The sequence below is a fragment of the Streptomyces sp. NPDC053542 genome (genome assembly GCF_044544685.1).
In the GTDB taxonomy this organism is placed as follows: domain Bacteria; phylum Actinomycetota; class Actinomycetes; order Streptomycetales; family Streptomycetaceae; genus Streptomyces.
Genome location: NZ_JBITXL010000002.1, coordinates 759,640 through 776,417, shown reverse-complemented (window position 1 = coordinate 776,417; position 16,778 = coordinate 759,640). Strand labels below are relative to the sequence as shown.

The following is a 16,778-nucleotide window of genomic DNA, read 5'->3' as shown; positions in this document are numbered from 1 at the left end:
TCGTGCCGGATATGAGGTGTGATGTGGCGTGATATCGGGCAGGTGGGGGGTCGTGCGTGACCGGACGGACGGGGTGCGTCCGTGTCACAGGGGGAAGTGCGGGGTCAGACCGGCGAGTCGACCTTCACCGGGTCCGTGGTGACCGGAGCCGCCTCGGGCGCCTCGGCCGCCGCCGCCGCCTCCGCCGCCGGCTGCCGGCGCACGGCGATCAGGCCGAACACCGTGGCGAGCAGCGAGCCGACGGCGACCGCCGGCCAGACCAGCCCGCCGAGCTGCAGGAAGAGCCAGCTGCCGAGCATCGGGCCCACGGCCGTGCCCAGGCCGAACATGAACTGGAAGCTGCCGATGTACCGGGACCGCAGCCGCTCCGGGCCCGCCTTCGCGGGATAGGCGAAGACCGCGGGGCCGCCGATGATCTCGCCTAGCGACCAGATGAGCGTGCCGACGACGACGGCGGCCGGTCCGATCGGCAGCCCGTAGAAGGCCACCCCGGCGCCCACGAGGGCGAAGCCCAGCCCGACCGTCAGCTTCAGCGGCCACTCCTGGGAGAGCTTGGTGATCAGCAGCTCGAAGGCGATGACGATGAAGCCGTTGAGCGAGACCGCGAAGGTGTACCAGAAGAGCGCGAGCCCCGCGTCCTTCATGTACAGCGGCAGCGTCGAGAGGTACTGCATGTAGACGGCGGAGTGGCAGAAGGCCGCGACGAGGTACAGCAGGTACCGCCGGTCCCGTAGCACGGCCAGATAGCCGCCCTTCGGCCCGGCCGCCGAGGGCACCGGGGCACGCGGGGCCCGGGCGGGCAGCGTCGCCCAGGCGAAGGCCGCGTACAGCAGGGCGATCGCGGCCTCGCCCCAGAACAGCAGGTCGTACTCGTGCCCGCCCGCGTTGTAGAGGCCGTAGCCGACCAGCGGCGCGGCCGTCGCCCCCACGTTGAGCCCGAACCGGTACATCGCGAAGATCATGACCTGCCGGTGCTCGGACGTCAGCTCCGCCAGCAGCGTCGCCGACGCCGGCCGGAAGAGCTGCGCGCCGAGGCTGACCAGCGCGATCGCGACCAGGAGCGCGGTGAAGTCGGGCAGGTACAGCAGGGCGGCGGTCAGCACGCTCGTGCTGCCCATGGAGACCACCGTGGCGTTGCGTACGCCCATCCGGTCCGCCAGGGTGCCGCCGATCAGCGAGCCGACGACGGCGCCCGCCCCGTAGACGCCGAGGGCGATGACGGTGTGGCCGTCGGAGTAGCCCTTCGCGGTCAGGAACAGCACCAGGAAGATGTTGAGGAAGCCGCTGAGGCGGTTGACCAGCACCCCGGCGAGCACGGTCTTCACGGCGAGCGGCGCCTCGCGGAACGTGGCCCACACCGTGGCCCGTTCCCCGGCCCGGGTCTCAGGAGCCATGACCGGCCGCCGTCCGTACCGTCAGGGTCACCGCGGCGCGCACCCGGCGCTCCAGCTCGTCCAGTTCACCCGGGGTCGGCGCGTCGATGAGGAAGGTCACCGCCCGGTCGTCGGAGCTGGTCAGCGGGGCCAGCCGGGCGCCCTTGTCCTTGAGCACCAGGACCGCGCGCAGCGTCGGGGGCGCGTCCGGGCCGCCCGGCGCGAGCTCCGGCCACATCCCGCCGTCGCCCACCCACACCGGCGCGACGCCCGGCCAGTCGACCCTGACGTCCTCCAGCGTGCCGGGCTCGTGGTCCAGGTAGACCTGGCGGGCCCAGCGGCGCGGTGCGGGATAGGCGGCCGGCTCGCCCAGGGCGATCCGGATGATCTCCGGCTCCAGCGGCTGCCCGGTGGCGAGCTGATAGAGCGCGAGCAGGCCGTCGCCCGGGGTGCGGGCCGCGATCTCCATCAAGTACGGGCGGCCGTCGGCGCCGAGGCGCCACTCCGCGTGCGCGATGCCGTCGCGGAAGTCCAGGGTGGAGAGCAGCCGCCTGTTGGCGCTCAGCAGCGCCTCGTCCTCCTCCGTGCGGGCGTTGGGCACGGAGTGCGAGAGCTCCACGAACGAGCGGGCGTGCGACTCGGTGGTCTCCTTCCTGGTGACGGACGCGAAGATCACCTCGCCGTCCTGCACCAGGCTCTCCACCGAGTACTCCTGCCCCTGGATCTGCTGCTCGACCAGCACGGTTTCGTACGCGGGGTAGTCCGCGAGCCGGTCCCGGAGCTCGGCGGCGTCCGCGACGGTGACCACCCCCGAACTGGAGTGGCGGGTCGCGGGCTTGGCCACCACCGGGTACGCCAGGCCGTCCAGGGCCGTCTCCTCGCGCTCGCCGGGCGGCACGACCAGCGAGGCCGGGCCGAACTCGTCCAGGTACCAGCGCTGGAGGTACTTGCTGCGGCAGGCCCGTGTCGCGCGCAGCCCGGGCCCGGGCAGGCCGAGCGCGTCACCGAGCAGCCCGGTCGGCTCCACCAGCGTCTCGCCGACCGCGTACGCGCCGACGACGGTGTACTCCTGCCGCCAGTCCCGGGCCCGGGCGATGAAGCCGGGTATGAACGAGCCCTCCTGGTCGAGCGAGCCGTCCACGAAGGCGATGTCGTCGATGAGGGAGGCCGGGTGGTCCGGGTCCTTCATGCAGGTCAGCGCGACATCGCGGTAGCTCTCGGGAGTGATGAGCAGTACCTTCAGGCCCCGCGCCGACAGCTCCTGGAGGTAGCGCGGGTTGCGGCACACCACCCAGAAGGCGCCGGTGAGGACGAAGGCTTCGGGTGCTCTCCCGTCCGGTCTCGTGTCGGTCATGCTCCGTCTCCCCGTTGTGTCGTTGTCGTCTCGTCGAAGGTGATGCGCAGTCCGTCGGCGCCGAGGAAGTCCAGCCAGCGGCCGGCCTCCTCCGCGGACTCGGTGGCCCGGTTCAGGCCGGCCGGCAGCGCGCCGTCCAGCAGCCGCGTGATGCCGAAGGCGAGCGGCAGGGACACGCACCGGGCCATGGCGCTCTCGGTCTCGTTGCCGGTCAGGTCCATCAGGCAGGAGCCCTGCCAGCCCGCGCCGTCCGCCGTCCGGACGTCGAGCGCGACCGAGAGCACGACCCGGTCGCGGTCGGTCTCCGTGGTGGGGTAGCGGTCGGCCAGCTCCTTGGCCAGCGCCCTGGTCCGGGACTCGTCCCCGGCGCTGACGGTGCGGAAGACCTCTTCCCAGGCGTCGCGCCAGCCCGCGTTGCGCAGCGTGCCGCGGACGAACGTGCGCAGCCGCCAGCCGTCCGGGATGCCGTACTGGGCGATGAAGGGCAGGCTGTCGCGGTTCGGGTAGACCTCGAACTCCGCGCCGTCCAGGCGGTGGACGCGGGTGGCCTCCCAGGGGCGCGCGGCGGTGCGCTCCGCGCCCTCGGACACGTAGCGGGCGGGCGAGCCGAGCGCGGCCAGCACTCCGTAGGGCGCCCAGCTGAACCGGTAGCGGAAGTCGTTGGGGACGGCCGGTATGCCGCCGCAGTACGACGTGAAGTCCACCGACTCGGCCGTGTCGCCGACCGCCTCCCGGGCCCGCCCGACCAGCCGGTGGGCCATCAAGTGGTCGATGCCCGGGTCCAGTCCGGCCTCGGTCAGGACCACGAGGCCCGCCTCGGCCGCCTCCGCCGCCTGCTCGGCGACGGCCTCGGAGACATAGCTGGTACAGGCGAAGTGCGCCCGGCGGTCCCGCGCCAGCCGCAGCAGCCGCGGGTGCTCGGTGGCGGGCAGCATCGAGACGACCACGTCGCCCGCGCCCACCGCGGCCTCCAGGGCCCCGGTGTCCAGGGCGCGCACCTCGGCCCGGCCGGTCAGGCCGAGGGCGGCCAGCCGGGCGGCCGCGCGGTCGGCGGTACGGTCCCACAGCACCACCCGGGCGGCCCGGTCGCACAGCGCGCCGAGGCCGCTGCGGCCGGTGGACAGGCCGGTGCCGATCCAGTGGACGGTGCCGCTCGCGGGGACGGCCTCGGTACGGCCGGGGGTCGGCCGGCTAGCGGACATGGGTGCTCTCCTTGTGGTCGGCGCGTGCCGCGGCCTCGAAGGTGCGCAGCGCGCGTGCCCAGGCCGGGTCGGTGTCGGACAGCCGCGCCAGCTGGGGCGCGAGCTCCGCCGAGAAGGCCCGGCCGGCCTCGGCGGGCAGCAGCGAGGGCAGGTTGTCGATGGCGATCAGGTCGGCGGGCCGGTCGCCGTCCCGCAGCCGCCGGACCGGCCGGTCCCAGTCGGTGACCTCGTCGTAGATGGGCAGGACGTTGCACTCCGAGGTCACGTCGCAGGTGACGTCCGAGATCACCGCCGTGCGGCGGCCGGGGTCGTCGAGGTCCGCCGGGGTCACGAAGGGCGGCACGGGCCGCGTCGTCAGCACGGTGTTGACCACGATGTCGTGGCCGAGCAGCGCCGCACGGTCCAGCGCGCGGGTCTCCGCCACGTCCCACCGGGTCGGGGTGATGCCCGCGGCCTCCAGCGCGTCGCACGCGCCGCGGCCGCTGCGCCCCAGGGCACCGATCACCAGCGCGGTCCCGCCGGAACCGGCCCCCAACAGGGCGTCCAGCCCGGGGCGGTCCGTCGGGCGCAGCGGCGTCTCCAGCCGGCCCCGGTGGTGCAGTACGGCCAGCGCGGCACCGACGTAACCGGCCCAGTACCCGAACGCCGCGAGCCGGCGCCCGTCGTCGTCCGTGAGGTACTCCAGGTCCAGCAGCGCGCCGCCGCCCGCCGTGAACCGGCCGAGCAGCTCCCGGGCGCCCGCCTGTCCCTTGTAGGCGTGGCCGAAGTAGATGTGCCGGTGCCGCAGTTCGTGCGGTGTGACGGGCAGCTCCTTCAGCCCGAGGACGTAGTGGTCCGCGGGCGCCTCGGGCCAGCTGCCCGCGGGCGCGGTGCGGCAGCCGGCGGCCGTGTAGTCGGCGAGCGGGAAGGCGCGCCGCGGCGACTCCTCGACGGTGATCTCGACACCCTGGTCCACCAGCTTCGCGGCGTCCTCGGGCACGAGCGGCGCCCGGCGCTCACTGGCGCGGGATTCGTGACGCATCCACAGGCGTGGCATGTCCGGCATCAGGCGGGTGCTTTCTTTTGAGGGGTGGGCGGTAGGTCGGCGGGGCAGCCCGGCGCTCACAGGACCGGGATACGGGCGTTGGCCAGCGGGCGGTACGCCACCTCGGCCGGCAGCCCGTCCGGGTCGAAGCCGGCGGCGAGCAGCTCGCCGACGACCCCGCAGGTCACGGCGGTAGCCAGGTCCTCCCCGGGACAGCGGTGGGCGGCCGCGCCGAAGGTGAAGACCACGGGGTCGGCGCGGCCGGGCAGGAAGGCGTGCGGGTCGGGATTGGCCGCCGGGTCGCGGTTGGCGGCGGCCAGCACCACCAGCACCTGCTCGCCCGGCGCCACCTCGGCATCGCCGTACCGGAACGGCTCGGCGGCGAACCTGCGGGTGTTCTGGACCGGCGCGTCGTGCCGCACGACCTCCCGGACGAAGGCGTCCGGGGCCGTCGGCCGCTGCCCCTCACGGGCCAGCGCCAGCAGGGTGTTGCCGATCAGGCCGGCCGTGGCGTCGTACGTCTGGGAGAGGAAGCCGACCGCGTTGGCCAGCAGCGGCGCCGTCTCCGGCCAGTCGGCGCAGCGCGCGGCCCGTACCAGCTCGGCGAGGAGGCCCGTGCCCTCGGCGCCGCGCTCGATGCCGGGGCCCAGCAGCTCCTGGAGCCGGCCGGCCGCCAGCGCCGCGGCGCGCTGCTGCTCCGGCGTGGCCGAGGCGGGGATGCACTGGACGAAGTCCCCGACGAGCCGGGCCGCTTCGGCGTCCGCGCCCTCGTCCAGCCCGCACAGCGCCGCCACGACCTGCGCGGGCACGGCGAACATCAGCTCTTCGAAGGGCGGCCGGCCGTCCTTCAGGTACGCGCGGGTGCGCTCACCGGCCAGCGCTGCGGCGTGCGCGGTGTCGACCCGGCCCAGCGCGTCGGCGATCACCTCCTTCAGCCGCCGCTGGAGGGTGCCGTCGGTCATCCGCACCAGGGACCCGAAGACCTCACCGGCGGGGGTACCGGTGATGCCGGCGGGCACCGGCTCGGCAGCGGGCCGGACGCGCAGCGCGCTCGAGGTCAGCACGGCGCGCACGGCGGCGGCGTCGCTCGCCACCCAGGAGCCCACGGCCGGGTCGAAGGCGAAGGGACGCTCGGCCGTCAACTGCGCGTAGTAGGCGTAGGGATCCGGCAGCCGGACCGCTTCGATGGGGGTGGTCACCCGTGGCACTCCTTGCTCGGTGGAACGGTGGGGGGGGGGTAAGCAGCCGGTCAGACGTCGCGCGCCGCCCGGGCCGCGCGGCGGGTGTCGAGCGTGCCGGCGATGGTCAGCCGCATGACCTCCGACGTGCCCTCGTAGATCCGCAGGGCGCGGATCTGCCGGTACAGCCGCTCGGTGACGCTGTCCTTGACCACTCCGGACGCGCCCAGCAACTGGACGGCGGTGTCGACGATGCGCTGCGCCTCTTCGGTGGCGTACAGCTTGGCGATGCTGGAGTGCCGCGCGAAGCGGCGGCTGCCGCGGTCGGCCTCCCAGGCGGCCCGCGCCACCAGCAGCGCCGCCGCGTTGAGCTGGACGTCCATGTCCGCCAGCGACGCCTGCGTCAGCTGGAGGTCGATGAGTTTGGCGCCGCCCACGGAGCGCGTACGGGCACGGGCCAGGGCCGTGTCGGCGGCCCGCCGGGCGAAGCCGAGCGCGGCCGCGCCGACCGTCATCCGGAAGCGCTCCAGCAGGTCCATCGCGATGACGAAACCCTTGCCGGGCTTGCCCAGTACGGCATCCGCCGGCACCCGGCAGTCCTCGAAGTCGAGGTGCGCGAAGGAGCGGGGCGCGAGCGCGTCCAGGCGCCGGCCGACCCGTACGCCGGGGGTGCCGGCGGGGACCAGGAACGCCGTCAGGCCCAGCGCTCCCGGGGCGCCGCCGGTGCGCGCGATGACCACGTACACGTCGGCGATGCTGCCGTTGGCGATCCATGCCTTGCGGCCGTTCAGTACATAGCCGCCGTCCGGGTCGCGGTCGGCCCGCAGGGCGACCGCGGCGACGTCCGAGCCCGCCTCCTCCTCGGAGACCGCGAAGGCGCCCACGAGCGAGCCCGTGGCCATCCGCGGCAGGTAGTGCCGTTTCTGCGCGTCGCTGCCGAAGCGGATGACGGGGGTGGCCGACAGCGCCTGGATGGAGAACGCGAAGTCCGCCAGGTCCTCGGCGTACGCGAGCGCCTCGCGCGTCAGGCAGAGGGCGCGGTGGTCGCCGGGCAGGCCCTCCGTGCCGGACTCCGGGTCCAGGAAGGCGAGCCAGCCGTCCTCGCCCAGCTGCCGTACCAGGCGCAGCCCGGCCTTCTCCGGGTCCTCCTGCCGGACTTCGTCCCACAGGTCCGTACGGGCGTCGCACCAGGTGCCGAGGGCCTCGGCGAGCCGGCGGTGCCGGTCTTCGTAGAAGGGAAGCTGCAGTATTTCCGGGTCGAAGCTCGTGATCTGCTGCAAGGCGAGGTCTCCGTGGCGAGGAGGGGCGCTGGGCGCGGAGGTGCGCTGGGCGCGCGGGAGGCGTCAGATGACCAGGTCGGCGTCGTCGGGCCGGGCGGCGGAGGCAGGCGCCGCTGCCTGTTGCTCGGTGACCTGCTTGACCAGCTGGTGTTCGACGAAGTACGCGAAGGAGGCGTAGCCGCGCCAGATGCGGCGCCACTCCCGCTGGACGGCTTCCTCGCCGGAGGCGCGCCGGACGTCGTCGAGGTAGGAGACGATGATGTCGGCCGACTGGCGGGCGTGGCCCGCGGAGAAGTTGTCGATCGAGAGATGCGCCTCTTCGTAGGACACGTCGAAGTTGTGCCGGCGCAGCTTCTGGATCTCGTGCAGGCGCATCTCGCCCAGCCCGAACATCTCGATGCCCAGGTTGTAGCCGAGGATCTCGTTGTAGAGCGTGTCGGGGAAGAGCGACAGGCACACCTGGTGGATGGAGAACCCGTAGAGCCCGTCCGGCAGGTCGCCCTGGTCCAGGAACTCCTGCTGCCGGATGTGCGGCAGATGGATGTCCATGCTCGCCAGCACCTGGTGGATGAGCGTGATGTGGTTCTTGGCGAGGTCCCCGCGGCCCATCTCGTCGGCGTAGATGGCGAAGAGCATGTGGTCGCTCTGCCGGTGGTCCCGGCCGAGGTTGCCGATGCGGTGCGCCCAGCTGCCGTCGATCAGGCTGCCCAGCGCGAACGTGGACTGCCCGAAGACCACCTCGTCGCGGTCGGGTATCTCCGTCAGCGGGCGGTACGGATTCACCAGCTTGTCCCAGTAGATCCGCTCGACGCGCTCCATGAGCGCTTCGGGGGAGTAGTCGAAGTACTCGGCGTTGGTGAGCTTTCCGCCGCCCCCGTGGGTGAAGAGCAGCTCCGCGTCGGCGAGACCGGCCTCGGCGCGGTCCCGGGCCACCGGCAGGATGTGCGGGTACTGCTCGACGTTGACGATGCGGTGGAACAGCTCCCGGTCGTCCAGGCCGCGCTCCGGCTCTGCCGCCACCACATCGGCCGGCGCGGCGCTCCGCAGCGCTTCGGTCCACGTCGCGGCCCGCTCGTCACCGGCGGTGTTCGGCCGGAAGTCGAGGTCCGCCGGCTCGCCCGCGGCGATGGCCTCCGTCCACGCCGTGAACGTGGCGGCCTCCTCCTCGTCGAAGATCCCGAACATCGGCCCGCCGAACTTGATCGACTGCAGGAACCGGCAGACCCCGTCGGCGCCGGTCCGCGTCTGCCGGGCCTCCCGGAAGACCGCCACGAACTCGGCGAGGTCGAGCTGTTCGTCGCCGAGCCACTCCGAGAGCCGCCGGCCGCCCATCCGTACGCCGCGGTGCTGCTTGCCCGCGAACGGCGCGTGCCGGGCCACGATCTGCGCCACCCTGGCGTCCAGGGACAGCCCGTCGTGCCAGTCGGCCAGCTCGGTGAGCAGGGCGCTCTGCTCCCGCTCCAGCCGCAGTACCAGCTCGATCGCGGTGCGCGTCCGCCGCCGGTCCTCGGCGCCGGTCGGCGACTGCTCGGTGAGCGTGAGGTACTCGGCGAGGACCGTACGGGCCGCCGCCTCCGGGAGGAGCGGCTCGGTCCCCAGCAGTACGTCGTCGACGCCCAGCGCGCTCATCGCGTAGTGCACGCCCACCACTTCGGGCAGGAAGGACGCGGGAAGCCGGGAGAGCGCGAGGAAGAACGCGGCGTGCAGGGCGGTCAGCGGGCGGGCGCCGGCCTGCTGGAGGAAGTCGGCCGCCTCGATGCCGGGCAGATGGACACCCAGGTCGTCCAGGGTCCGTCGGCGCCGCGCGAGCAGGCCGCGCTGCGGCGTGCCGGAGCCCCGCAGGAGGAAGTACTGGCCGAACAGGCGGTTGACGATCACGGAGGGCTGGGTGGCGGCCTGCGACACGGTGTCCAGCCAGCAGCCGCCGAGCAGCGCCAGGGGAGCCCGCTGGCGCAGAACGAGGCGGTGCGTCTCGGGACCGGCCTCGCGGAGCTTGGTGAGGGACGGTACGAGAGCGGCGCGCGCCTCCTGGACGTACGCGGCGAGCGCGTCGGCATCGGTGGCCTGCGGCGCCGTGGCGCCCTCGGGGTCCGCGGCGTGCGCGGCGTCGGCATCGGTGGCCTGCGGCGCCGTGGCGTCCGTGGTGGCGGGGCCTGCGGCGTCGGCGGTCGCGGCGGCGTTGCCGAGGAACGCTTCGAGGACGTGCCGGGCGACGAGCAGCGTGGTCTCGCTCTCCTGGTCGCCGAGCAGCTGCCGGAAGACGCCGGCCGGCGCGCCGTCGAGGACGGCCGTGGCCTCCTCGACGGCCTTGGGGCCGAACAGGAAGGGGGCGCGGGGCAGGGACGTGGTCAGGTCCGGAAGCGGGAATCCGGTGTGCGCGTTCATCAGAGCTCCCTGGAGGTGGTGGCGGCGGTGGCGGCTGCCGGTGCGGGGCCGGCGGACAGCTTGCGCAGCAGGACGCCGACGCGGACGCCGGGCACGCTCGCCGCGAGCAGGTAGTGGCCGCCGTCCCGCAGCCCTCCGGCCGCGCCCCGGTCCACCAGGTTGATCAGCGGATCGGCGGCGAAGCAGTGGCCGACCCGGGTGATGTTGTCGAGGTACAACTGCTCGGCGGCGAAGCCCGCTTGGCGTTCCTTCATGACGACGAGCGGCTTGTACAGATTGAGGTGCAGTACGCCGTCGACGTCACCGGCCTTCATGCCGGCCGCCGTGAGCACCCGCTCGTTGACCGCGCGGGCGAGGTCCGAGCTGATCTCGTTCGACCAGTCCAGCGCCGTCGGGTCCTGCGCCGAGGCGCCGGCGACCATCTCGTAGGCGTCCGTACCGTGCGGCTCGGCGCCGACCACGCAGGCCGCCGCGCCGTCGCTGAAGAGGGCGAAGTTCTCCATCCGTACGGATTCGTCGGTGATCCGGTCGGTGGAGAGGACCAGCACCCTGCGGTGGTGGCCCGCGGCCACGAACGCCTGTGCCATGCGCAGGCCGACCAGCAGATTGGTGCAGCGGTTCAGGGTGATGCCGGTGAAGGCGGCGTCGGCCAGCCCGATGCCGGACATCACCGCCTCCACGAACCTGCCGTGGGTGCGAGGCCCGCCGGGGAACCTGGTCGAGCACATGATGAGGCCGTCGACGGACCCCGGCTCGACCCCGGCGGCGGCCAGCGCCGCCGCGCCGCTCTCCACGGCCAGGGACTCCAGGCTCTTCGCCGTGCGCCGGACCGTGCCCCACCCCCACAGCGCGGCCTTCGGCGGCATGCCGAACTCGCGGGCGCGCGCGGTGAGGTTGGCGATCGTCGTGTGGTCGGTCTCGGTCTCTCCCAGGATGTAGCGGGGAGCGGACAGGTATGCCGGTGCGGTGTTCACGGTGTGGGATCACTCTCCGGGCCGGCCGGCTGCTCCGGCGCCATCATCGCGTTGGCCTCGGCATACGGGACGGCGTCCGCCCCGAAGCCGAAGGTGCCGTGGTCACGGATTTCCTGGGCCGCGCGGACGACGGCGCCGAGCGAGGCCCGGGAGAGCGCCGAGCCGACGCTGATCCGCCGTACGCCCAGGGCGCCCAGCTCGCTGACGGACAGCCGCAGCGCGGGCGAGCCCATCAGGACGTTGACGGGCGCCGAGACGGCGGAGCACACCGCGCGGATGGCGTCCGCGTCCGGCAGGGCCGGGGCGTAGAGCACATCGGCGCCCGCGGCCTCGTACGCCTGCAGCCGGCGGATGGTGTCGTCCAGATCGGGCCGGCCCTGGAAGAAGTTCTCCGCGCGGGCGGTCACCATGAAGGGGAAGTCGAGCTCCTTGGCCGCGGCGACGGCCGCCGACACGCGCTCCACCGCCTCCTCCAGCGGGCGTACGGGGTCCTCGGCCCGGCCCGTGGAGTCCTCGACCGACCCGCCGACCAGCCCCGCCGCGGCGGCGCGCCGGATGGTCTCGGCGACCTCCTCCGGGCTGTCGCCGAAGCCGCTCTCCAGGTCGGCGGAGACCGGCAGCGGGGTCGCGGCGACGATCGCCGCCGCGTTGTCCAGGATCTCGGTCCGGCCGATGGGGGCGGCGCCGTCGGGCAGGCCCATGGCGTGCGCCAGGCCGGCGCCGGTGGTGGCCAGCGCGGCGAACCCCAGCCCGGTCAGGATGCGGGCGGTCCCCGCGTCCCACGGGTTGGGCACGACGAAGGGCTCCGGCCCCTCGTGGAGCTGCTGGAACACGACGGCGCGGCGGTGCTGTGCTGCGGTGGACGGGTTCATTCCGGGATCTCCTCTGTGGCGCTCGGAACGTGGGTGTAAAGCACTGTCAGATAAGCTCAACGTGCTCATCAACCGGCGCGTTCGCGCCAGGTGCCCCTGTCCCTCGAACGAGCGATCGCAACAGATCGGTGACGGCGCCCGGGTTGCCGTCGAAGTAGAAGTGGCCGCCGTCGGCCCAGTGTTGGGCGAGTCCGCCGGCGCACTCGCGCCCCCAGGGGGCGAGGCCGGCCTCCGTGACGTGCGGGTCGTCGCTCCCATTGATCAGGGTGACGGGCACGTCCAGCGGTGGTGCCGGGAGGTAGGCGTACTCCGCGACCATGCGGAAGTCCGACCGCAGATGCGGGAGCAGCAGTTCCTGGAGCGCCTCGTCGGCCACGACCTCCGGTGGCAGGCCGCCGAAGAAGCCGACGGCCTCGGTGAATTCGCGTCCCTCCAGCCGCGCGGTCTCCACGATGCGCCGGGAGGGCAGCAGCTCGGGAGCGGAGCACCCGGAGGCGATCAGGTGCCGGAAGTCCGGCAGGCCGCCGATGCGCCGCGCGACCTCGAAGGCGAGTACCGCGCCGAAGCTGTGCCCGAAGAGGACGAAGGGCCGGTCGGCGGTCGCGGCGATCGCCGCCGCCGCTCCGTCGGCGAGTTCCGGAACGGTGGTGAGGGCCGTCTCCCGGTACCGGGGCCCCCGCCCCGGCGGGCAGACCGCGACCACTTCCGCGTCCTCTCCCAGGTCCTGCTGCCAGCCGAGAAAGGCGCGTGGATTGCCGCCGGCGTGGGGGAAGCAGTACACGCGGGCGGCCTGCCGGGCCCCGGCCGTACCGCGCAGAAACCATGGCGAAGAAGTCACAGTGAGGAACCGATCTCTCGTACCTGGTGGGGGGTGGAGCGCGCTCTCAGGAGGTCGACCGGGAACCGGCCGCATTCCAGCCGACATCGTCGAGCCGGACGTCACCCGAGGGCTGCGCGGAGACCGCGGTGTCCGCCGGACCGGTGCCGGGCATGACTGCCAGAAAACCCGCTACCGCGACGAACCCGATACGAAGAGTGAGGAGCGAGCGACGGGTCGTGTGGGCCCTTGAGAAAGAATTTTCCCGCATGTTCTCGGAACCTCTCCTGTGAAGAGTGCATGATCCATTCAGGGAATGGGACGGCAAAGGGGGAGGGAGTGCCCTGATGGCGGCGAACGCGCCCCCCGTGGTCGCCTGCTTTCAATCTTCCTTGTCCCGGACCGGAGTAGAAGATCTAAGATGGTTCGGGTTTCCGAACTTCGGGAAACCGAGGGGACTTACATGCATCTAACGGGCGTACAGCCCGGCATGGGGGGATAGCGTATGACCAACGCGAAAGATGCCCAAGTGGAGCAAAACGGACAGGATTTTGCGCGATTAGGGCCCCTTTCTGAAGGGGCCGAGAGCACGCTCCGGCGCATGGCCGAACAGTTGGACGAGCTGTCCAGACTCACCGTCGGCCGGCCGATCGACGGCATCGGCGGCCCTCAGGAGGCGCCGGCGGCTCCCGTGGAATCCGGTATTTGCCACCTCGACGGCCTCGATGCCATAGAGGTGGCGATCAACGAGGCGCTGGCCGGAGCCCGCAGGGAAATCCTCACCGCACAGCCGGACGGGCCACGACCGGGCCCGGTTCTGGAAAAGGCACTGGAAGCCGTGCGGCGCCATATCGAGGCGGGGGTGGCGATGCGCACGCTGTATCAGCACACCACGCGTTTCGACGAAGCGACCAAGAAGTATGTGCGGGCGGTCTCCGATTATGGTGTGCGGGTCCGCACGCTGGCCGAATTCTTCGACCGCCTTATCGTCGTCGACGACACCGTCGCTTTCATCTCCGCGAATGAGAGCCGCACGCACGCAATAGCGATCCGGGAGCCGGCGGTCGTGCGTTTCCTCAAGGACACTTTCGAGCGTTCCTGGGACCGCGCGAAAGAATTCCCGTTCGTTCCGCTGCACGCGGCGAAGGCGGCCGGCGAAGTCATTCCGTCGCTCCGCGAGTCGATCAGCAGGCTGCTCATCGGGGGGTACTCGGACAAGCGGATCGCGCGGCGGCTCGGTATCAGCGAGAGGTCGCTGCAGGGGCACATCGCGGCCATGAAGCAGGAACTCGGGGCGCACACCCGGGTGCAGCTCGGCTATCTCCTGGCCAGGAACGAGACCACGTTCGTGTTGTGAGGCCCGCGCTGTGAGTCCCGTGCTGTGAGTCGCGTGCTCACGAAGGGCCGTTGCGCGGCCGCCACATGGACGGAGGGGCCGGCGGGAGTACGTACTCCCGCCGGCCCCTCATAGGGAGCGCGGCTTCCACCGGCCCCTCGTGTGGAGCGCGGCTCCGGTCCGGCGCCTCGTGTGGAGCGCGGCGCCGGTCCGGCTCCTCGTGTGGAGCGCGGCGCCGGTCCGGCTCCTCCTGTGGAGCGCGGCTCCGGTGGTCAGTGCCTCGTCTCGGCCGCGGGTGTTCCCGAATCGGCCGGGGGAGCGGCATCGGCCGTGGAGCCGGCATCGGCCGTGGCCGACGGCTCGGCAGCGGGGGCCGGTGACGCCTGTGGCGCGCGGATGCCGCGCCTCCGGGAGACCGCGACCCCGGCGAGGCAGATGGCGCCGCCGAGGAGGGTGAGCCAGCCCGGCACTTCCCGCAGGAAGATCCAGGAGATGAGAACGACCACGGCGGGCACCGCGTAGGTGGTCGCCCCCATCTTGCCCGCGGTCGTCCGGGACAGCGCGTAGGCCCAGGTGCTGAAGGCCAGGGCGGTCGGGAAGAGCCCCAGGTAGACGACGTTGAGGGTCGCCGAGAGCGGCGCCTCGGACAGCTGCGAGACCAGCTGCCCGCTGAACGGGAGGCAGGCGACCGTACCGATGAGGCAGCCGAACGTCGTGGTCTGCATCGGCGTCGCATGCCGCAGGGCGGGTTTCTGCGACACCACCCCGGCCCCGTAGGCCACCGCCGCCAGCAGGCAGAGCAGCACGCCCAGTACGGAGGACGAGCCCTCGCCGGACGTGGAGAAGCCCACCACGACCGCGCCCACGAACGACACCGCCATGCCGAGCAGCAGCAGGGGCGGGAAGCCCTCCTTCAGCAGCCAGCCGCCCAGCAGCGCGATCACCATGGGTCCGACGTTGACGACCATGGACGCGGTGCCGGCGTCGACTTTCTGCTCTCCCCAGTTCAGGACCACCATGTAGACGCCGAACCAGAGCACCCCGGATGCCGCAATACCCGGCCATGCCTTACGTGGCGGTAAACCGCCCCGTTTGACCAGCAATACACAGACCAAAGCGACAGAACCGGTCACGAGCCGGCCGAGCGCGAGCGCCCCTGGACTGAAGTAGTCGGCCGAGGCGCGAATGGAGACGAACGCCGAAGCCCAGAGAACAACGGTGACCGATGCCGCGATGAGTGCACTACGGTCGGTTCCGGAAGTATTTGTCGATCGATTCACGCAGGCAATCTAATCACCCGTATACCTCGTGAACAGGTCGCCGCGCAGTTCGCCGCCGCCCAATTCGCCCTGTTGTCAAGGCATTTGACGAAGCCCTCCGGTGCCGCTTCCCAGAGCGTCCCTGGTACCCCGCAGGAGGCGGAAACCGCCCGCGACCTGCACGGCCGGACGCCGGCGCGGAACGCGCACGCCGCCCCGGCCGGCCGCCCGCCGCGGATTGTGTAAAACCTTCGTCACCCGGGAGATATCCACAGGGGTCGCGGCGGCCGGCCGGGCCGCGGGATCTTCGAGCCATGAACCCGCACATCGAGCCGGTGAACCCGGCAGAGCACCCGTCGTCCACGTCCTCGAAGACCCCCGAAGCCCAGGTCACCCTGCGCAGCCCTGCCGAACTGGCGGATGCCCTGCCGTACTTGCTCGGCTTCTACCCCGACGACAGCATCGTCCTCGTCACCCTCCACGGCGAGCGGGGACGCTTCGGCGGCCGCGTCCGGCTCGGCATCCCCGCCGACACCGCCCAGTGGCCCGACATCGCCGACCAGCTCGCCGACTGTCTGATCACCTCGGGCCGCGAGCGCGGCACACCGCCCCACGGCATCATCGTCTTCCTCTGCCAGGACCCCTCGGCCGCCGAAACCGGGCGGGAGGTGCGGGACCGGCTCAGGCCGCTCGCCCAGCGGCTGCGCACGGCGTGCGGCAGCCGGGACGTCCCCGTCATGGAAGCCCTGTGCCTCTCCAACGGACGCTACTGGTCCTATGTCTGCCCGGACGAGCGCTGCTGCCCGCCCGACGGCATCCCGCTCGCGCTGCCCGGCACGTCGGTCATGGCGGCGGCCGCCGCCTACGCCGGCGTCCAGGTCCGCGGATCGCTCAAGGAAATGGAGGCCCGGCTGGCCCCGCTCACCGGGCCCCGCGCCGACGACCAGATCAGGGCCCTCGACGCGGCGGCGGCCGCCCTCGTCCCGCGCATGCTCTCCGGCCAGGACCCCGGTGCGGTCCGCGAGGAGACCTGCGCCCTCCTGACCCGCACGCTCCACACCTTCCGGAGCGACCCGCCCTCCGGCAGCCACCGTGCCAAGGACGCCTGCGACGACGCGCTCCTCGGCAACGGCGAGGCCGCCGAGCTGATCCTCGGCCTCCAGGACCGGCTCACCCGCGACCGCGCCGCCGCGTGGCTGGAGGGCCCCGACGCCGCACCGGCGCTGCGGCTGTGGCGCGCACTGGCCCGCCGCTGTCCCGGGGCGTACGAAAGCCACGCCGCCGCGCCGCTCACGCTGGCCGGCTGGGTCGCCTGGGCGAGCGGTGACGCCGCGTCCGCCCGCGTGGCCCTGTGCCGTGCCCTCACCCTCGACCCCGACTACCTCTTCGCGCAGCTCCTCCACCGCGGCCTCAACGAGGGTCTCGACCCGGAAAAGCTCCGCGACTGCCTCCGCTCCACGCCCAGCCCGGCGGCGAGCTCCGCGACCCCCGCGACCTCCGCCGAAGCGCCCCCGCTCCCGGCCGAAGTCCGGGCCGAGAGCGCCACGGAGCCATCCCGTGCCGGCCGGGTGCCGAGCCGCCGCCCTCGTGCCGACCGGCCCGCAGGCCCGCGTGCGCGCACCCGCCCGGCGGCACGTCGGCGCACGGGGCGGCCGCACCCGCGTACGGGCCCCACGGGCGGCCGCCGGGACGACCGGAGCCCCCGATGAGCCCACCCCTGCTGA

At 72.8% G+C, this 16,778-nt stretch carries 13 protein-coding genes; 2 read left to right on the top strand and 11 right to left on the bottom strand.

All coding sequences use genetic code 11. The features are described from left to right. Window positions 1-104 precede the first annotated feature (104 nt). From ACIGXO_RS07595 to ACIGXO_RS07550, 10 genes are all read right to left on the bottom strand, one after another. Window positions 105-1,394 (bottom strand): MFS transporter, encoded by a 1,290-nt coding sequence (locus ACIGXO_RS07595; protein WP_399781712.1) that lies wholly within the window; start codon window positions 1,392-1,394, stop codon window positions 105-107. Continuing rightward, complete coding sequence (locus ACIGXO_RS07590) at window positions 1,384-2,727, bottom strand: acetyl-CoA carboxylase biotin carboxylase subunit family protein (protein ID WP_399781709.1); 1,344 nt, start codon at window positions 2,725-2,727, stop codon at window positions 1,384-1,386. The genes ACIGXO_RS07595 and ACIGXO_RS07590 overlap by 11 nt, the downstream gene beginning before the upstream one ends. Next, on the bottom strand, window positions 2,724-3,929 hold the full coding sequence (locus ACIGXO_RS07585) for a saccharopine dehydrogenase C-terminal domain-containing protein (protein ID WP_399781706.1): 1,206 nt from the start codon (window positions 3,927-3,929) through the stop codon (window positions 2,724-2,726). The genes ACIGXO_RS07590 and ACIGXO_RS07585 overlap by 4 nt, the downstream gene beginning before the upstream one ends. Then, a complete protein-coding gene (locus tag ACIGXO_RS07580; RefSeq protein WP_399781703.1) occupies window positions 3,919-4,974 on the bottom strand; it encodes a saccharopine dehydrogenase in 1,056 nt (351 codons plus the stop codon). Before ACIGXO_RS07580 ends, ACIGXO_RS07585 begins: the two co-directional genes overlap by 11 nt. A 56-nt stretch (window positions 4,975-5,030) precedes the next feature. Further along, entirely contained in the window at window positions 5,031-6,152 is a 1,122-nt protein-coding gene (locus ACIGXO_RS07575) for a cytochrome P450 (protein ID WP_399781701.1), read from the bottom strand. A 50-nt stretch (window positions 6,153-6,202) separates the two neighbouring features. Beyond that, window positions 6,203-7,411: an acyl-CoA dehydrogenase family protein gene (locus ACIGXO_RS07570; protein WP_399781698.1), complete on the bottom strand. Its 1,209-nt coding sequence runs from the start codon at window positions 7,409-7,411 to the stop codon at window positions 6,203-6,205. Between the two features lie 63 nt (window positions 7,412-7,474). Continuing rightward, entirely contained in the window at window positions 7,475-9,796 is a 2,322-nt protein-coding gene (locus tag ACIGXO_RS07565; protein ID WP_399781695.1) for an iron-containing redox enzyme family protein, read from the bottom strand. After that, window positions 9,796-10,770 carry a 3-oxoacyl-ACP synthase gene (locus ACIGXO_RS07560; protein ID WP_399781692.1) on the bottom strand — a complete coding sequence of 325 codons (975 nt, stop codon included), beginning with the start codon at window positions 10,768-10,770 and terminating at the stop codon, window positions 9,796-9,798. The genes ACIGXO_RS07565 and ACIGXO_RS07560 overlap by 1 nt, the downstream gene beginning before the upstream one ends. After that, entirely contained in the window at window positions 10,767-11,642 is an 876-nt protein-coding gene (locus ACIGXO_RS07555) for an oxaloacetate decarboxylase (protein WP_399781689.1), read from the bottom strand. Before ACIGXO_RS07555 ends, ACIGXO_RS07560 begins: the two co-directional genes overlap by 4 nt. Window positions 11,643-11,688: 46 nt before the next feature. Next, on the bottom strand, window positions 11,689-12,480 hold the full coding sequence (locus tag ACIGXO_RS07550) for a thioesterase II family protein (protein ID WP_399781686.1): 792 nt from the start codon (window positions 12,478-12,480) through the stop codon (window positions 11,689-11,691). Between the two features lie 484 nt (window positions 12,481-12,964). Here ACIGXO_RS07550 and ACIGXO_RS07545 point away from each other — a divergent pair, with 484 nt between their 5' ends. Continuing rightward, window positions 12,965-13,816 carry a LuxR C-terminal-related transcriptional regulator gene (locus ACIGXO_RS07545; protein WP_399781684.1) on the top strand — a complete coding sequence of 284 codons (852 nt, stop codon included), beginning with the start codon at window positions 12,965-12,967 and terminating at the stop codon, window positions 13,814-13,816. 251 nt (window positions 13,817-14,067) lie between these two features. Here the strand turns inward: ACIGXO_RS07545 and ACIGXO_RS07540 are convergent, their stop codons facing one another. After that, the gene (locus tag ACIGXO_RS07540; RefSeq protein WP_399781681.1) at window positions 14,068-15,075 is read right to left on the bottom strand and encodes a DMT family transporter; all 1,008 of its coding nucleotides are present in this window, start codon (window positions 15,073-15,075) and stop codon (window positions 14,068-14,070) included. A 293-nt stretch (window positions 15,076-15,368) separates the two neighbouring features. Between ACIGXO_RS07540 and ACIGXO_RS07535 the strand changes: the two genes are divergently transcribed. Then, complete coding sequence (locus ACIGXO_RS07535; RefSeq protein ID WP_399781678.1) at window positions 15,369-16,763, top strand: DUF4192 domain-containing protein; 1,395 nt, start codon at window positions 15,369-15,371, stop codon at window positions 16,761-16,763. Window positions 16,764-16,778: the final 15 nt, after the last annotated feature.

Excerpts from the sequence above, each read along its gene's own strand:
- ACIGXO_RS07595 (WP_399781712.1), bottom strand. The coding sequence starts at position 1,394 with ATGGCTCCTGAGACCCGGGCCGGGGAACGGGCCACGGTGTGGGCCACG.
- ACIGXO_RS07590 (WP_399781709.1), bottom strand. The coding sequence starts at position 2,727 with ATGACCGACACGAGACCGGACGGGAGAGCACCCGAAGCCTTCGTCCTC.
- ACIGXO_RS07585 (WP_399781706.1), bottom strand. The coding sequence starts at position 3,929 with ATGTCCGCTAGCCGGCCGACCCCCGGCCGTACCGAGGCCGTCCCCGCG.
- ACIGXO_RS07580 (WP_399781703.1), bottom strand. The coding sequence starts at position 4,974 with ATGCCGGACATGCCACGCCTGTGGATGCGTCACGAATCCCGCGCCAGT.
- ACIGXO_RS07565 (WP_399781695.1), bottom strand. The coding sequence starts at position 9,796 with ATGAACGCGCACACCGGATTCCCGCTTCCGGACCTGACCACGTCCCTG.
- ACIGXO_RS07555 (WP_399781689.1), bottom strand. The coding sequence starts at position 11,642 with ATGAACCCGTCCACCGCAGCACAGCACCGCCGCGCCGTCGTGTTCCAG.
- ACIGXO_RS07545 (WP_399781684.1), top strand. The coding sequence starts at position 12,965 with ATGACCAACGCGAAAGATGCCCAAGTGGAGCAAAACGGACAGGATTTT.
- ACIGXO_RS07535 (WP_399781678.1), top strand. The coding sequence starts at position 15,369 with ATGAACCCGCACATCGAGCCGGTGAACCCGGCAGAGCACCCGTCGTCC.